Consider the following 16,147-nt stretch of genomic DNA (forward strand, 5'->3'; position numbering starts at 1 on the left):
CTGTGGTCACGCGGCGCGCGAGTTGATGTCATCGGCCGCGCAGGCCGCGGCGGTGTCGTCGAAGGCCTCGCACATCCGCATCGCGACCAGCAGGTTTTCGGGCGTCAGCACCTCCGCCGTCGGCCCCCACGCCACCGGGCCGCGCGCCAGCACCAGCGTCTCGTTGAAATGGTTACGCACCATCTCCATGTCGTGCAGCGCGGCGAGCACGGTGCGGCCCTCGCCGTGCCATTGCTTGACCAGCGCGAGCAGGTCGGCGGTGGTCTTCGCATCGATGGCGTTGAAGGGCTCATCGAGCACGATGAGCGCAGCGTCCTGGAGCAACACGCGTGCGAACAGCACGCGCTGCATCTGGCCGCCCGAGAGCGTACCGATCGGGCGGTTCTCGAAGCCGTTGAGACCGACGGACGCGATCGCGCGGAGGATCTTTTCGCGGGCCGCCTTGCCGATACCCCCGAACAGGCCGGCGACGCGCCACAAGCCGGTGCTGACGAAATCGAAAACCGAGATCGGGAAACTGCGGTCGATCTCCGCGCTCTGCGGCAGATAGGCGATATCCCTGGCATCGAGCCCGCCGAGATGGATGCTGCCGTCGAGCGGCCGGAGGATGCCGACGATGCCGCGCAGCAGGGTCGACTTGCCGGCGCCGTTCGGGCCGATCACGGCAACCAGCGCGCCTCGCGCAACCTCGCCGTTGAGATGGTGCACGGCCGGATGCCGGTCATAGCCGAGCGTGACGTTATGGAAGTGCACGGCCGCCATCATCACCTCATCGCCAGGAAGACCACGCCCCAGAGCACGGCACAGACGGCAAGGGCGGCTGCGAGGCGGCCCGCCACGGTCATGCGCAGAATCGACCAGGGCGCCGCCTGGGCGGGGTGCGGCGAGGCCGCATCATGGACGTGGGCGTGGCTGTGGTCGTGCCCGTGGGAATGGCCATGAGAGTGGCCATGGGCATGGTCGTGTTGGTGGGCGTGGGAGGCAGCGGGAACCATTGGCAGATGTTATAATATAACATTACGTCTGTCCACGGCCGGGCTTGTCATTCAGGGGCGGCTCACGGCTTCCCGATCACCATGGCAATCGCCGCGGCCACGAAGGGAAACGGCACCGAGACGGCACAGCGGAACCAGACGAAACGGGCCGGCATGAACGGGATTTCCCACAGGATCACCCGTTGGAAGGCAAACAGGGCCCAGGCCACGACATAGGCCACCACCTGGGGCACCCCGCCGCCCGATTTCAGCGCCACCGTCCCAATGGAGAAGCCGATCACGGGGCCGCCGGGCGTGGCTGCGCCCGCGACCACGGCGCTGGCAACCCCGAGCCAGCCGCTGTCCGGTCCGAGCCAGCCGGTGATCACCTCCTGCGGGATGATGGCGGCGATGTAGCCGGAGCCGATCACCCCGAGCGCGATCCGCGGCACGATGTTGATGAAGTCCATCGCGCCCTCGCGCAGCGAGGCCTTGAACACCGTTGGACCACGCCGGAAGGCGATCAGGCCGACGCCGAGCACCGAGCCCCACAGCAGGATGTCGATGAGAAGCGCCGCGCTCAAGTCTCGTCGTCCTCAGCGGCGGGCTTCGGATAAAGCCGGACATAGACGAAGCGGCCGAGGGCGCCGGCGAGCACCGGCAGCGGCAGCGAGATGAGGATCCGCCACAACGTGAAGTCGGTGCCCATGATCGGGATTTCCCAAGCCACCGCCCGGCCGTAGCCGATCAGCGTCCAGCTCACGACCATGGCGATGGTGGCGCCGAAATCGGCGCCGACCGCGAGCAGCGCGCTCGCCACCGGATAGGCGGTGAAGGGACCGCCAGGCAGGATCGCGCCGAAGGCGGTGCCGATCAGAAGGCCCATCAGGCCGGATTTCGGCCCGAGCGAGCGCGAGACCTTCTCATGCGGCAGGATTTCCGAGATCAAGGCGCCGAGCAGGCAGCCGGCAAGCACGCGCGGCAGGATGCCCGAGAACAGCGAGAGATCATGGGTCAGAATGTCGAGAACGCCCTCGGTGCCGTCACGCCGCCAGACCAACGCCGCACTCACCGCGACCAGAACCGCGATGATGATCGTGGACCAGCCGATCGGCTTGCGCACGCGTCCCGGCCGCGGCTCGGATTCCGCGTCCTCGGCGGGCGCCGGGTTGTTCGGGGAGGGTTCTGACAATTGGCGTGGAGCGGCTCGAGGGTGATGCCCTTCCTGATTAAGGGCGGTGTCCCCCCGATGCAAACGGCGTGATGACAGACCTGTGCGCACGCCGCGCAGGGCAATTCCGCACAGCAAAAAGGCGGCCGCGTGAGCGACCGCCCTTGTTGTCATTCCGGGGCGGCGCGTCAGCGCCGAGCCCGGAATCCATCGGGCGTCAGCCCGAGTGGATGAATGGATTCCGGGCTCGCGCTACGCGCGCCCGGAATGACGCTTACGCCTTGTCGAACAGGGACTCGACGTATTCCCAGTTCACGAGGTTCTCGACGAACGCCTTGAGATAGTCGGGGCGGCGGTTGCGGTAGTCGATGTAGTAGGAATGCTCCCAGACGTCGCAGCCGAGGATCGGGGTGGCGCCGTGCACCAGCGGATTCTCGCCGTTCGGGGTCTTGGAGATCTCGAGCTTGCCGTTCTTGACCTGGAGCCAGCACCAGCCGGAGCCGAACTGGCCGACGCCGGCCGCCTGGAAGTCGGTCTTGAACTTCTCGAAGCCGCCGAGGTCCTCGTTGATCTTCTTCTCGAGCTTGCCCGGCAGCTTGGTGCCGCCGCCATTGGGCTTCATCCAGCTCCAGAAGTGGATGTGGTTGTAGTGCTGGCCGGCGTTGTTGAACACGGCGGGGTTCTTGCCGAACGAGCCCTTGACGATCTCCTCAAGGGACTTGCCTTCCCATTCGGTCCCTTTGAGCGCGTTGTTGCCGTTGGTGACATAGGCCTGATGATGCTTGTCGTGGTGGAATTCCAGCGTCTCCTTCGACATGAACTGGCCGAGGGCGTCATAGGCGTAAGGGAGTGGGGGCAGCGTAAAGGTCATGGGTTCTTGTCCGCGACTGATGGGGAACTGGCTTAACGGGGACTCTTATAGAAGGTTCCCCGGCCGTTAAATACCTCAGAATTTGCGAAAACGCGTGATGCGACCACTGGGCCGGATTGCACAAAATCGGCGCAGTACGAACATTCGCTGCAGGCCAGGTCGGTCGACGCAAAATATCATTGCCTTTGAAGCGCTTATGACAGAACGAATGCATCGACAAGTGGAGCTCCGAAGGACCGAGCCATGAGTATCGAAATCGACATCCTGAACGGCGACGCCTCGTGGCCGATCGCAGAGCCGCTGCATCAGGCGGTCTGGGGACCGCAACAGGCCGCGGACAAGCCCTGGTCCCACGTCAAATGGGCCAATGCCGATCTTCGCGTGCTGATCGAGACGCCCGAGGACGGCCTCATCTGCCATGTCGGCATCTATTTCCGCACGATCACGTGGAACGGGCAGAAGACGCATATCGGGGGCATCGGCGGCGTCTGCACGCGGGAAGACCAGCGCGGCCGAGGCTATGCAACCATGGCAATCGACGCAGCGGTGCATACGATCCGCGCCAACGAGGCGGCCCGCTTCGCCTTGCTGTTCTGCGAGCCGCACAACGCCGCCTTTTACGCGGCGCGGAGCTGGCTGCCCTTCAACGGCGAGGTCTATTGCGAGCAGCCGGAGGGGCGGATCCGGTTCGGCTATATGGCGCCCTATGTCTTCCACATCGTCCGCGCGCCGACCCTGGGCACCATCGACCTCTGCGGCCTGCCCTGGTGAGACCTGCATGGCGAGGGGTGGCGCCGACATCGCGCGCCCGTTAATATGTCGATCATCATCCAATATTCCGCCCGGTGACAGATGACGATCGACGCTTCCCTAGACGCCGTCCCGCCGCGCGCACCGGTCGCCTCCCCCATTGCGAGCCTGCTGACCGCGCCGATCCTGCCGACGCTGCTCCGGCTCGCGATCCCCAACATGATCGCGATGGTCGGCAGCACGCTGGTCGCGATCGCCGAGACCTCCTATATCGGCCGGCTCGGCACCATCCCGCTGGCCGCGATCGCGCTGGTGTTTCCGTTCGCGATGCTGACGCAGATGATGAGCGCGGGTGCGATGGGCGGCGGCGTGTCGTCCGCGATCAGCCGCGCGCTCGGCGCGGGGAATCGCGACCGCGCCGCGACGCTGGCGCTGCATGCCGCCATCATCGGCCTCTGCGGCGGGCTGTTCTTCACGGTGATGATGCTCGTCTTCGGCCGCACGTTCTTCACGCTGCTTGGCGGCCGCGAGCGCGTGCTCGAGGAAGCCAGCGGCTATTCACAGGTGCTGTTCTCCGGCGCGGTCGCGATCTGGCTCGTCAACACGCTGGCCTCGGTGATCCGCGGCACCGGCGACATGCGCCTGCCCTCGATGACGCTGATTGGCGCGAGCGTGCTGCAGATTGCGCTCGGCGGCACGCTTGGGCTCGGCCTGTTCGGCGTCAAGCAATTCGGCATGCCGGGTGTCGCGGCCGGCCAGCTGATCGCGTTCAGTTGCGCGGCGATCTTCTTCCTCTGGTATCTATCGTCCGGCCGCAGCCGGCTGCAGCTCGATTTCCGCGCCTTCCATTTCGAGCGCGCGATGTTCCTGGACATTCTGAAAGTGGGCGCGGTCGCCTGCCTGTCGCCGCTCCAAACCGTGCTCACGATCTTGATCTTCACAAGAATACTCGCGACCTTCGGCACCGAAATGCTGGCCGGCTACGGCATCGGCTCGCGGCTCGAATTCCTGCTGATCCCGATCACCTTCGCCTTCGGCATCGCCTCGGTGCCGATGGTCGGCATGGCGATGGGCGCGGGACAGGTGAAACGCGCGCGGCGTGTGGCCTGGACTGCGGCGGCGGCCTCCGCGCTGACCGTCGGCCTGATCGGGCTCGTCATCGCACTCGATCCGGCGCTGTGGGTGTCGCTGTTCACTGGGGATCCCGGCGTCACCGCCGCCGCACACAGCTATTTCCACTGGGCCGGTCCGGCCTTCGCGTTCTTCGGCATGGGCGTGTCGCTGTATTTCTCCTCGCAAGGCGCGGCGCGTGTCGGCGGTCCCGTGCTGGCCTCCACCGCGCGGCTTCTGATCGTCGCGATCGGCGGGATCGGTCTGATGACGGCGCAAGCGCCGGCCTGGACGCTGTTCGCGCTGGTCGGCGGTGCCATGGTCGTGTTCGGCCTGTCGACTGCGGCCTCGGTCGCCTTCGCGCGCTGGGGCAAATGAGCGCAGGTATGTAAACGCACATCGATAAACGCAGGAATGTGATTCCGGCCGGCGTTGCACTATCTCGCCGGGCTGCTATGGAGGCGCTCCATTTTCGGGGCCCTTTCCATGACTTCCAGATTCGCCGCTCTCATCCTCCTCCTCGCCGCGCTGCTTGGGACGTCTGCCGCTCATGCGCAGAACGTCGACGGGACGTGGCTGACCCAGGCGGGCGATGCGCGCGTCAAGATCACCAAATGCGGCGGCGGCATCTGCGGCCACATCGTCTGGCTGCGCGAGCCCTACGACACGGCGACCGGCCAGCCTGCTACCGACAGCAAGAATCCCAATCCTGCGCTCGCCAAGCGGTCCATGATCGGCCTGCCGCTGTTCAGCGGCATGGAGCCCGCGGGGCCGAACAAATGGTCCGGCCAGATCTACAACGCCGACGACGGCAGCACCTATGCCAGCAGCATCAGCGTCACCGGCGCGGATTCGCTGCGGGTCGAAGGCTGCGTCGGCGCGCTCTGCGGCGGCGAGACCTGGACGCGCGCGGGACGGTGAGGTCGACGAACTCTCGTGCCCCGGCTCTGTGCAGCACCGCTACGCATTGCAGCGCGTCCGGGACACAAGAATACTTCACGCCATCATCGCCTTCAGCGCCGTCGCCGCCGAGGCGTAGCCGCCTCGTGCGCCATCGATGAAGTGCACGTGATCGCTGCGCAACGCCGACGGCGTGAAGCAGGTCATCATGGCGGCGTCCTGCGGATGGAGGCCGTAGCGCACGACGCCTTCGCGTGCGGCCGCCGCCAGGCGATCGCACAGCGCGCGTTCGAGCTCCGGCGTACAGTCGAGGATCATGCGCAGACCGTCGTCATATTTCCTGAAGTCGGAATTCTCGACGACCTGACGCCTGTAGAGGTTGGGCACGAAGCCGCCGACCTTGAGGTCGAAGCGCATGACCAGATAGACGAACAGCGTGTAGGCCAGCACGGTGGCGCGGCGCGCGATCAGCGGGCCGCCGCGCCTGGTCCGGGCCTCGTAGTCCAGCCCCTGCGGCGGCCATTTCAGCGGCGGCCCCTGCGGCGGCACCGGGCGCGCACCATCCGGGCTGCGCTCGACGAGGTGGATGATGTCCTCGATCACCTTGCGAAACAGATGCGGATCGGCGTCCCGTGCCGGCATCACCAGCACCGAAAGGATCAGCCCACGCGAGGCCGGCATCACCTCGAAGCGGCAGGACAGGCCCGAGAGATCGGGCTGCGTGCCCGCCGGGGCTTCCGGCACGGCAAACTCGCCACGCTTCATCGCAGCGTCGGCGAAGGCGAGCCCGCCGCCGGAGAACATCGCATAGGACAAATTGGCCGACGGACCGAAGCGCGCGACACGCACATCGAGGCCCTGCGCGCGAATGGCGCTCACCGGCACCAGTGCAACGCGCATGGTCAGATCGAGGTCTTCCCGCACCCAGGTGGCGGTCGCGGCCAGCGCCTCGCGCGCGGCAGTCAGGTCGGACGGCGCGACGGCAAAACTTGCGCCGTCGCCGCCGAACACGAAGGGGAATTCGCGTCCCTCCAACGCGTTCGTCACTGCCGCGATCACGGCGGCGCCGGCCATGTTGACCGCCTTGTAGCGCTGCGCCGCGATCGCCTTGGTGGAATCGACGATATCGGCAACGCCGATGCTCCAGTCATCCGGGAGCGGCGCGTAAAGCGCGGGGTCCATCAGGCTGGTGAAGCCGCGAAAGACGGGAATGCCGTCATAGAAGGATTCGCCTGAGGTCATCGGGGATGCCGGATGGTTGGAATGCGCAACAAATACGTGGCAGGATCGATCCGGGTTCGCCGGTCGGCGGCCCCTTCCGATCATTGGCCGAAACAGGCCAAGACAACAAGATGCCGCAACAAGATGCGGCGGCAACAAGATGGGGCCGCGCTGCGATGCCGCAGCAGGTCATTGATCGGCATCAAACGACCGGCCGGCGAGTGCGGCTATCGTCGTCCAGCTCCACGGGTTTCATGGGATGATCGAGGTGTCCGACTTCGGCAGCAAGGACTCCACCTCTCCGGTCCGCCGGCGCACGGGCATCGACCCGATCAGCGCGGTGAAGATGCCCGAAAGATTGACGGAAGCCGTCGATGCCTGGGCTGAAGCCCATCGCCTGACCCGTTCGGATGCCATCTGCAAGCTGATCGAGCTGGGCCTGAAGATCGCGCCCCCGGTGCTCCCGTCGGAACACCCGGTCGCCTCGGAGGCCACCAGGAGCGAGGAGATCGCCATCCACGAGATCGAGACGCTGCTCGATCCGGCCCTGCCGGCCGACGAACGTGAGCGACGCATCCGCCGCCTCACCGAAGGGCCGCCGGAATTTTCCCACGAACGGATCGACCTGCCGAAGGATTCCCCGAAGCACGGGACGTGAGCAGCTAATGCAGCTTCTCGTCCTGGCGCTTGCGCAAGGCATCGAGGGACGCGTCATGGCAGCCGACCAGGCGCACGAATTGCTGCGGGTACATTTCATAGCCGTGACTGCCGGAATTCTGGTGCGTCATCGGCGGGCAGCGGACGTCGTCCAGCCTGGCGCGGGATTGCTCCGTCGGGCCCTGATGTGAAGCGGTCATGTTTGGCATGGCCATGGACTGCTCCCTGTCGATTAGGGCAGATCGATTGACGTAACCCAATCGATTGCGGGGCATCTTACGACCAAATCCGGCTGAATGTCATTGTGCCGGATCAACGCAATCATGACGGCCGGGTTCCGCCTATGCCGTATTCCCGGCATCGACGGTGAACACGGATCCGGTGACGTTGCGGCCGCCTTCGCCGAGCAGATATTCCACCATGCGTGCGACGTCGTCCGTCTCCGGCAGGCGGCGCAGCGCGCTGCGGCCAGCGATGCGCTTGCGCCCTTCTTCGGACAGATTGTGCGTGAGCTCCGTGTCGATGAAGCCCGGTGCAATCGCGTTCACGGTGATGCCGACCTTGCCCACCTCGCGCGCCAGCGAGCGGGTGAAGCCGGTGGCAGCCGCCTTGGTCGCGCCATAGACGGACAGGCCGTTATAGCCGGTCGTCGCAATGATCGAGGAGATGTTGATGATGCGGCCCGCGCCGTCCGCCATCATCTGCCGCGCCACATATTTGGTGAGGATGATCGGCGACAGCACGTTGAGCTGCACCAGCGCCTGGATCTCGGAATTATGCATGGTGGCGAGCAGGCCTTCGGTGCCGAGACCGGCATTGTTGACGAGGCCGTAGACCGGGCCGAATTCGTCGCGCACCAGCTTTGCGAAAGCCGGAATGGCGTCGATCACGGCAAGGTCGCAGGCGCGGAAATGCAGTCGCCCATCCGACTCCACGATCGCAGCCTTGAGCTCGTCGCTCTCGCGCCGCGCCGCCGCGATCACGTTATAGCCGGCGCCGGCCAGGCGCTTGCCGATCGCGAGGCCGATGCCGCGACTGCCGCCGGTGACGAGGACATTATGCATCGGTGCGCGCCAATTTTCCGGCCGGGGTGACGTCGAGCGCCTCGACGAAGCGGATCACCGCCGGCACCTTGTGGGACGCGAGCTGTGCCCGGCATCGCTCCAGGATCTGGTCGCGGATCTCCTTCGCGCGCGTGGGATCGGTGCCCTCGGTCAGGATCACGTCCGCGACCACGATGCCGCCGGTGATGGGGCTCTTCCGCGACTTCGCCCGCGACATCCGCACGTCGGGATGGCGGTTGATGACCGCCTCGATCTCCTCAGGATGGACCTTCAGCCCGCCGATATTGATGATGCCGCCGCGGCGACCGACGAAATAATAGCGATCACCGCGCCGTTCGACGATGTCGCCGCTGTCGACGAACCCGTCGTCATCGGTGAGCGCCGCGGCGCTGCGGCCGACATAGGCATGTGCAGTGCGCGTCGAACGGATCCGCAGCGAGCCGTCCACCACCTTCATCTCGACGCCATTGCGATTGCCGAGATAGTCGGCCGGAAAGCCTTCCAGCCCGTCGTTCACGGCGAAGCCGACGCCGGCTTCGGTCGAGGCATAGGCATGACCGACGGAAGAATTGGGAAATGCCGCCTTCAGCCCGTCGAGCACAGCCTGGTCGGCGATTTCACCGGAGAGGCGGACATAGGCCGGGGCGAATTGCGCGGCCGAACCGCTCATCAGGAGCTTGCGCCAATGCGACGGCGTGCCGGAAATGTGCGAGACGCCGCGCGCCTTCAGCCGCGCGACGTGATCGCCGAGCGCCTCATGCGGATCGGACAACACCATCGAGCCGCCGGAGAGGATGGCGCGAAGGAAGATCTGCAGGCCGCCATAGCGCCGGATGTCGTAGAACGTCGCCCAGACCGGCGCAGGTCCGCGCGCGGAGCCTTCGGCAACGATCGCGCCGGTCAACGCTTCCAGCGTGTGGCCGACGATTTTCGGCACGCCCGAGGTACCCGAGGTGAGCATCAGCCATTCCGTGGCGCGCTCGGTCCTGGCCGGCGCGGTGACTGTTGGCGGCAATTGCGCGGTGACGACGAGCGACACGCCCGAATCGGCCCAGTGATCGGGCTCGTCAGTGACGACGGCATCGATCCCGGCATCCGCGATCAGCGCGTCGAGATGCGCCGGGTTGAGATCGGGCGGACACAGCAGCATGCGACGCGCGATGCCGTCGAGCTCGATCATGGCGAGGCCCGACCGGAGCTGGTCGGACAATTTGAGCAGCACGGCGCGACCCGACAATTCGCGCAAGCGGCCGCCGAGGACCGTCTGCGACAGGATGTCGGTCAGCGAGACGACATCATGCGCATCGGAGATCGTGCGTCCCTTCAGCTCCGCGCCGAGATGGTCGCGGAGGGCGAAAATCTCACGCGGGGACATTTTCGTAGGCCCGCACGAAATCGCCCACCGTGGCGGGGAACGCTGCGTCCTCGGAAATGGTGAAGGGATCGACGCCGGTGTCGTCCTCGAGGCGCGCGACGAGAATGGCGAAGGCGAGTGAATCGAAACCCGTCTCGTGCAGCGACAGATCGTCCGACAGCTCCGGAAGCGCGACCTTCTGCTCCTTGGCGATCTGCCGGATCGCCTCAATGACCTTAGACCTTACCGACATGGCTGGCTCGCTTTGTTATCGTTGGCGTTGCGGCGGCTCTTGCTGGCCGCCTCCCCATGGCGGCTTGTTTACCCGAGAGAAGTAAATGCCTTCTTGGACAATTCAGATAAAATTGGACCTATCTGTCGATTTTGGCGGGGCTACAGCCTGATCGAGCCATCCAGGATGGCGGCATAAGCCTCGGCATCCAGCGGGACGTACGCTCCGGATTTCGGCTCTGCCATGAACAGCGGATCGGAGATGGTGGAAGGATCGAATCCTTCCCGCGACAGATCGCCCTTCTTCTGCTTGAACGTTTCGGTCGCATCGATCTCGCCGGAGATGCGGATGAACACGGGCCGCGCATAGGCCGGCAGGCGCTGCGCGAGATGCGCAGGCAGTGCCGTCATGTCAAAGCCCTCGTTGACGACGATCGCACTCATGCCGGCGCGGCCGTCGGCACCGGGGATGCTGACGCCGTAGGTGGTGGCGTCGACCACGCCGGTGAAATCGCGCATCATCTCGTTCACCTCCGAGGTCGCGACGTTCTCGCCCTTCCAGCGGAACGTATCCCCGATGCGATCGACGAAATGAAAGAAGCCCTTGTCGTCGATCCGCATCAGGTCGCCGGTGCGAAACCAGGCGTCGCCCTTGGCAAAGACATCGCGCAGGACCTTCTTCTCGGTCTCGCCGGCGTCGGTGTAGCCCTCGAAGCGGCCGCCGCCCTCGTCGGCGGTGCCGATGCGGCCGATCGCCTCGCCCGCCTCGCCGCGGGCACAGGCGATGCAGAAGCCCTCGTCGTTGCGCAGCGGCGAACCGCTGTCGGGGTCGAGCCTGACGAGATTGGCGGGGAAGCGGTGCGCGAGCAGCGGCGGGATGCGGCCGATCGCGCCCGGCTGGCCCTCGACGTTGAACAGCGAGAAATTGCCTTCCGTCGCCGCATAGAATTCGAGGATGCGGGGAATGGCGAAACGATCCTGAAAATCTTCCCAGATGTCGCCGCGCAGGCCGTTGCCGCAGACGAGGCGCAAGCGATGGCGGTTCTCGTATTCCGACGGCGGTGCCTTGAGCAGGTAACGGCAGAGCTCGCCGATATATTGAAACAGCGTGCAGTCGTGGCGGACGATGTCGGGCCAGAAATGCGAGGCAGAAAACTTCTCGGCGATCACCACCGAGCCGCCGGCGGCGAGCATGCTGCACGGCGCAACGATGCCACCGACGGAGTGAAACAGCGGCAGGCAATCATAGAGCCGGTCCTGCGGCGTGGCGCCGGTGAGTCCGGCGAACCAAAAACCCCAATTGAGAATGCGTCGGTGGCTGATGCTGGCGGCCTTCGGCAGGCCCGTCGTGCCCGAGGTGTAGATCAGCAGCGCACGGTCGTTGATGGTGACCTCGCCGCGCTCCTCCTGCGACAGGGGAGCATCGTCCAGCACCGCAAGTGCGACATCGATGGCGCGATCGCCGCGGGCATCGCCGTGGGTCCACACCTTGGCCTCTGTCTTCAGGTGCGGTGCGGCGCCATCCAACATCTCCGTCAGCTCATGCGCCACGATGATATGAGCGGGCCTGGCGACGTCGATGCAGTGCGCGAGCGACGGCCCGACCAGCTTGGTGTTGAGGAGCGCGACCACACCGCCGACCCGGCTGATGCCGAGCCACGCCGCGACATAGTCGATGCCGTTCGGCATGATCAAGGCGACGGTATCACCCTTGGCGACGCCGACCGAGCGCGCCCAGCGCGCGTAGCGATTGATGCGCCTCGACAGGCCCGCGTAGGCGAGACTTGCGTCGTCCGTGACCAGCGCGACGCGGTCGGGCTGCCGCTGCGCCCAATCGTCGACCACGTCGGCGAACAGACGTCCCGGCAGCGTCTCGATCCGCGCGGTGAGCTCGATGGCCTTCAGCCAGATCTTTGAAGCCGAAGGCGGGCGTGCGACTTTCGGGCGCTCGATGATACCGGTCGTCATCCCGTCCATGCTTTCGGGGCTGTCTGCTATTTTCCCAAGCTTAGCCCGTGCGCTTTGCCCAGGTGTTAAGAGACAAGGTAAAACGCGGTTAGGACGCGATTAACTCTAGCGATCCTTTACCAAGCCGGCGGGATCGGCGTGCGCGGTTGCACGATTCTTGCGATAGCAAAGCGAGAATGGGATGCAGACCATGATCACCAGACGACATTTCCTTCAGACCGCCGCCTGTGCCGCAGCCGCGCTCGCCGCGCCTCGCGCTTTTGCCCTCGGCAACCCCTCCTATCCCTCGCACAGCGTAAAATGGGTGGTGCCTTATGCTCCGGGCGGTGCGACCGACGTGCTGTCGCGGCTAATTTGCCAGCGGCTGTCCGACCGGCTCGGCCAGACCTTCGTGGTCGAGAACAAGCCCGGTGCCGGCAGCAATATCGGGACGCAGGCCGTGATCTCCTCGGCGCCCGACGGCTACACCCTGCTGCTGACCTCGACCGCGAACGCGATCAACGCCTCGTTCGATCCGGCGCTGCCGTATGATTTCGCCAAGAGCATCGCGCCGGTCGCCGGCGTCGCGCGAATTCCGCTGGTGCTGGTCGTTAACAACGACCTTCCTGTGAAGACCGTCGCCGACTTCATCGCCTACGCCAAGGCCAATCCCGGCAAGATATCGATCGCTTCCTCCGGCATCGGCACCTCGCTGCATCTGTCCGGCGAATTGTTCAAGTCGCTGGCCGGCGTGCAGTTCACCCATGTGCCCTATCGCGGCTCGGCGCCGGGCCTGACCGACGTGATGAGCGGCCATATCCACGGCATGTTCGACAACGTCACCTCGTCGTTCGAGCTGGTGCGAGCGGGAAAGCTGCGCGCGCTCGGCGTCACCACGCGCGAGCGCTCGGAGATTTTGCCGGACGTGCCGCCGATCGCGGACACGCTGCCCGGCTACGAGACGTCATCGTTCTACGGCGTCGGCGCCCCGCACGACACGCCGCGCGAAATCATTGACCTGCTCAATCGCGAGATCGACGCTGCGCTGTCCGATTCCGGCATCAAGGCCCGCGTCGCCGAGCTCGGCGCAATCCCTCTGCACGGCAACGCCGGTGAGTTCGGCGGCCTGCTGACCGCCGAGACCGATCGCTGGCGCAAGGTGGTCGAGCTGTCGGGGATCAGGAAAGATTAGCGGCAACACCGCACGCGAAACACGGAAGCGCCGGTCCGTCCGGTGCTAACCGCGATGCACGTGACGCAAGCGCTGCGGCGGCGCCTGGACCGGATAATACGGATTGGGATCGCAGATCGCGGAACGGCCGGAGGCCGTGGCGCGACATTGCGGCAGAGAGGTGAAGGAGCAGTCGTACCACTCCCCGCCACCGCCGTTCGCACCGGAATAGACGTGCATGCAGACAGGATAACGCGGATCGAAGGTCTGCGCCTGCGACGGCGCGCTCGCGAGCAATCCGGCCACAAGGATCAGGCCGGACGAGAGGCGGAGGGACAGTATTCCGGTACGCCGCATCGGAAGTCTAATGCACCTTCTTGTGACGCTTGCGCGGGGGCGGCGGCGGCTCGTCGAAGGCGTAATAGGGGTTGACGTCACAGCTGGCCGAGCGGCCCGAGGCGGTCGCGCGGCACTGCGGCAGCGAGGTGAAGGAGCAATCGAAATAGTCGCCGCCGCCGCCACCGAAGCCGCCGGGCATATAGACGTGCATGCACACCGGGTAGCGCGGATCATAGGTCTGGGCGCTGGCACCGCTCGCAACGAACAGCGTGGCAATCGCGGTGAGGGTCAAAATCGGCAAGCGCATGGACGTAATCCTCGAATCGACGGCGTCGTCGGGTCTGATGCCGACGGCCTGCTATGGCATAACATCAGGCCGGAGGCGACTGTTCCAAGGGACAGATGACGGCAAGGTGAGAGCAGCAGGCAGCGGCGCTAGGCGCCGAGCCCTTGCAGCACCAGCCGGTTCAGCCGCGCCGCAAACGCCGCCGGGTCTTCCGGCAGCTCGCCGTCCAGGATCTGCGCCTGCTCGAGCAGGAGCAGGCTGAGGTCGTCGACCGTGTTCGAGCCGGCCTGCGCCCTGGTGACCGCCGTGACCAGCGGATGGCGCAGATTGATCTCGAGGATCGGCTTGGTGCGCATGCCGCGGTTCTGCTGCGACAGGATGCGCTCGAGCTCACGGCTCGGGCCCTGGCTGTCGGCGACGAGGCAGGAGGCGGAGCTGGTCAGGCGCGTCGAAGCCTTGACGTCGCTGACGCGCTCGCCGAGCGCAGCCTTGATCACGGCGATGGTGGCCGCTTCGTCGGCCGCGGGCTCGTCCTTCTTGGCCTCGTCCTTGTCGTCGACGCGCGGGATCAGGTCGAGATTGAGATCGCCCTGGCTCAGCGACTTCAGCGGCTTGCCCTCGAACTCCGAGGGCATGGAGGTCCAGAAGGCGTCGACCGGATCGGACAGCAGCAGCACCTCGATGCCGCGCGCGGTCGCGGCCTCCAGCCGCGGATTGGATTTCAGCCGCTCGATGCTGTCGCCGACGAGGTAATAGATCTCGGTCTGGTTCGGCTTGAAGTCGGCGATGACCTGCTTCAGCGACCGCTTCTCGCCCGACGTCGTGGTGAAACGCGACAGCGCCAGCAGCTTTTCGCGCCGCTCGAAATCCTCGTAAATGCCTTCCTTGAGCACCGCACCGAAGGCATCCCAGATCTTGGCGAAATTCTCCGGATCCTTCTCCGCGAGGCTTTCGAGCTCCGACACGACCCGGGTCGCCACGGCCTTGCGGATCTGCGCCAGCTGCGGATTGTTCTGCAGCATCTCGCGCGAAATGTTGAGCGGGAGATCCTCGCTGTCGACGACGCCGCGGATGAAGCGAAGATAGCCCGGCAGCAGGTCGGCATCGTCGGTGATGAAGACACGGCGGACGTAGAGCTTCACCCGGCCCTTGCGGTTCGGCTCGAACAGGTCGAACGGCTTGGTCGAGGGCGCGAACAGCAGCACGGCGTAGGAATAGCGGCCCTCGGCGCGATAATGCAGCGTCATCGCGGGATCGTCGAAGGCGGAGGCGATCTGCTGATAGGCCTTCTTGTAGTCGTCCGCCGTCAGCTCGGATTTCGAGCGCTGCCACAGCGCGCTCGCCGAATTGATCTGGCGCGGCTCGCCCTCTTCCGGCACCAGCTCGATGGGAAACAGGATGTTGTCGGAATAGGCCCCGACGATGCGCTCGATCTCGAAAGTCTCGAGATATTTCTTGGCATCGTCCTTCAGGTGCAGGACGATCTCGGTGCCACGCGCTACGCGCGCTGCTTCCTCGTCGCTGGCACGGGCGATCTCGAAGCCGGAGCCGCCTTGGGACGCCCAGGTCCAGACGTCGCTCTCGCCGGCGCGGCGGCTGATCACGACGATCTTCTCGGCGACCATGAAGGCGGAATAGAAGCCGACGCCGAACTGGCCGATCAGGCCGAGGCCGTCCTTGGCCTCCTTCAGCTTCGACACGAACGCCTTGGTGCCGGAGCGGGCAATGGTGCCGAGATGGTCGATCAGCTCCTGCCGCTCCATGCCGATGCCGTTGTCGGCGATCGTGAGCGTATTGGCCGTCTTGTTCGGGATGATACGGATCTTGAGCGCGTCGCCCTCGCCGAGCAGCGAAGGGGTGGCGATCGCCTCGTAGCGCAGCTTGTCGCAGGCGTCAGAGGCGTTGGAGACGAGCTCGCGCAGGAAGATATCGGTCTCCGAATAGACGGAGTGCACCATCAGGTGCAGAAGCTCGGAAACCTCGGCCTGGAAGGGCTGCGTATGCACAGCCGTGTCTGACGTCGTCATGCGTTTACCCGGTCAAAACGAAGGGGAAGAAACCCGGGATATAACGCGAGCGGACGAAGGATCAAGTGGACGTG

At 65.5% G+C, this 16,147-nt stretch carries 19 protein-coding genes; 5 read left to right on the top strand and 14 right to left on the bottom strand.

All coding sequences use genetic code 11. The features are described from left to right. Positions 1–6: 6 nt before the first annotated feature. From TSA1_RS08440 to TSA1_RS08460, 5 genes are all read right to left on the bottom strand, one after another. Positions 7–762, bottom strand: a complete 756-nt coding sequence (locus TSA1_RS08440) for a metal ABC transporter ATP-binding protein (RefSeq protein ID WP_174718821.1) — start codon at positions 760–762, stop codon at positions 7–9. Between the two features lie 2 nt (positions 763–764). Then, complete coding sequence (locus tag TSA1_RS40600; protein ID WP_100175956.1) at positions 765–995, bottom strand: hypothetical protein; 231 nt, start codon at positions 993–995, stop codon at positions 765–767. 62 nt (positions 996–1,057) lie between these two features. Further along, complete coding sequence (locus TSA1_RS08450; protein ID WP_097657369.1) at positions 1,058–1,558, bottom strand: hypothetical protein; 501 nt, start codon at positions 1,556–1,558, stop codon at positions 1,058–1,060. Next, positions 1,555–2,166 carry a permease gene (locus TSA1_RS08455; protein ID WP_100175957.1) on the bottom strand — a complete coding sequence of 204 codons (612 nt, stop codon included), beginning with the start codon at positions 2,164–2,166 and terminating at the stop codon, positions 1,555–1,557. Before TSA1_RS08455 ends, TSA1_RS08450 begins: the two co-directional genes overlap by 4 nt. Before the next feature lie 253 nt (positions 2,167–2,419). After that, on the bottom strand, positions 2,420–3,016 hold the full coding sequence (locus tag TSA1_RS08460) for a superoxide dismutase (protein ID WP_014491764.1): 597 nt from the start codon (positions 3,014–3,016) through the stop codon (positions 2,420–2,422). A gap of 243 nt (positions 3,017–3,259) precedes the next feature. Here TSA1_RS08460 and TSA1_RS08465 point away from each other — a divergent pair, with 243 nt between their 5' ends. The 3 genes from TSA1_RS08465 (at position 3,260) to TSA1_RS08475 (ending at position 5,797) form a co-directional block, all read left to right on the top strand. Then, complete coding sequence (locus TSA1_RS08465) at positions 3,260–3,787, top strand: GNAT family N-acetyltransferase (RefSeq protein WP_100175958.1); 528 nt, start codon at positions 3,260–3,262, stop codon at positions 3,785–3,787. A gap of 81 nt (positions 3,788–3,868) precedes the next feature. Beyond that, positions 3,869–5,254: an MATE family efflux transporter gene (locus tag TSA1_RS08470; protein ID WP_100175959.1), complete on the top strand. Its 1,386-nt coding sequence runs from the start codon at positions 3,869–3,871 to the stop codon at positions 5,252–5,254. A gap of 108 nt (positions 5,255–5,362) precedes the next feature. Continuing rightward, positions 5,363–5,797: a DUF2147 domain-containing protein gene (locus tag TSA1_RS08475; RefSeq protein WP_100175960.1), complete on the top strand. Its 435-nt coding sequence runs from the start codon at positions 5,363–5,365 to the stop codon at positions 5,795–5,797. A 75-nt stretch (positions 5,798–5,872) separates the two neighbouring features. Here TSA1_RS08475 and TSA1_RS08480 read toward each other — a convergent pair whose 3' ends face one another. Beyond that, on the bottom strand, positions 5,873–7,018 hold the full coding sequence (locus tag TSA1_RS08480) for a DUF3095 domain-containing protein (protein WP_100175961.1): 1,146 nt from the start codon (positions 7,016–7,018) through the stop codon (positions 5,873–5,875). A gap of 238 nt (positions 7,019–7,256) precedes the next feature. Here TSA1_RS08480 and TSA1_RS08490 point away from each other — a divergent pair, with 238 nt between their 5' ends. Next, positions 7,257–7,655, top strand: a complete 399-nt coding sequence (locus TSA1_RS08490; protein ID WP_100175962.1) for a hypothetical protein — start codon at positions 7,257–7,259, stop codon at positions 7,653–7,655. 4 nt (positions 7,656–7,659) lie between these two features. Here the strand turns inward: TSA1_RS08490 and TSA1_RS08495 are convergent, their stop codons facing one another. The 5 genes from TSA1_RS08495 to TSA1_RS08515 all read right to left on the bottom strand — a co-directional run bounded on the left by TSA1_RS08495 (position 7,660) and on the right by TSA1_RS08515 (position 12,280). Then, a complete protein-coding gene (locus TSA1_RS08495) occupies positions 7,660–7,869 on the bottom strand; it encodes a hypothetical protein (protein WP_100175963.1) in 210 nt (69 codons plus the stop codon). 126 nt (positions 7,870–7,995) lie between these two features. Then, positions 7,996–8,718 (bottom strand): SDR family NAD(P)-dependent oxidoreductase, encoded by a 723-nt coding sequence (locus TSA1_RS08500; RefSeq protein ID WP_100175964.1) that lies wholly within the window; start codon positions 8,716–8,718, stop codon positions 7,996–7,998. Beyond that, positions 8,711–10,093 carry a class I adenylate-forming enzyme family protein gene (locus TSA1_RS08505; protein WP_174718822.1) on the bottom strand — a complete coding sequence of 461 codons (1,383 nt, stop codon included), beginning with the start codon at positions 10,091–10,093 and terminating at the stop codon, positions 8,711–8,713. Before TSA1_RS08505 ends, TSA1_RS08500 begins: the two co-directional genes overlap by 8 nt. Beyond that, positions 10,080–10,325, bottom strand: coding sequence for an acyl carrier protein (locus TSA1_RS08510; RefSeq protein ID WP_097657361.1), 246 nt, complete (start codon positions 10,323–10,325; stop codon positions 10,080–10,082). The genes TSA1_RS08505 and TSA1_RS08510 overlap by 14 nt, the downstream gene beginning before the upstream one ends. 140 nt (positions 10,326–10,465) lie before the next feature. Then, positions 10,466–12,280, bottom strand: coding sequence for a long-chain-acyl-CoA synthetase (locus TSA1_RS08515; protein WP_100175965.1), 1,815 nt, complete (start codon positions 12,278–12,280; stop codon positions 10,466–10,468). A gap of 181 nt (positions 12,281–12,461) precedes the next feature. Between TSA1_RS08515 and TSA1_RS08520 the strand changes: the two genes are divergently transcribed. After that, on the top strand, positions 12,462–13,442 hold the full coding sequence (locus tag TSA1_RS08520; protein WP_100181031.1) for a Bug family tripartite tricarboxylate transporter substrate binding protein: 981 nt from the start codon (positions 12,462–12,464) through the stop codon (positions 13,440–13,442). Positions 13,443–13,487: 45 nt separating this feature from the next. Here TSA1_RS08520 and TSA1_RS08525 read toward each other — a convergent pair whose 3' ends face one another. From TSA1_RS08525 to htpG, 3 genes are all read right to left on the bottom strand, one after another. Next, positions 13,488–13,778, bottom strand: coding sequence for a DUF3551 domain-containing protein (locus TSA1_RS08525; protein ID WP_100175966.1), 291 nt, complete (start codon positions 13,776–13,778; stop codon positions 13,488–13,490). Positions 13,779–13,785: 7 nt separating this feature from the next. Then, a complete protein-coding gene (locus tag TSA1_RS08530; protein ID WP_100175967.1) occupies positions 13,786–14,067 on the bottom strand; it encodes a DUF3551 domain-containing protein in 282 nt (93 codons plus the stop codon). 128 nt (positions 14,068–14,195) lie between these two features. Then, the gene (htpG, locus tag TSA1_RS08535) at positions 14,196–16,073 is read right to left on the bottom strand and encodes a molecular chaperone HtpG (RefSeq protein WP_100175968.1); all 1,878 of its coding nucleotides are present in this window, start codon (positions 16,071–16,073) and stop codon (positions 14,196–14,198) included. Between the last annotated feature and the right edge of the window lie 74 nt (positions 16,074–16,147).

It is taken from the genome of Bradyrhizobium nitroreducens (assembly GCF_002776695.1).
GTDB classification, from domain to species: Bacteria; Pseudomonadota; Alphaproteobacteria; order Rhizobiales; family Xanthobacteraceae; genus Bradyrhizobium; species Bradyrhizobium nitroreducens.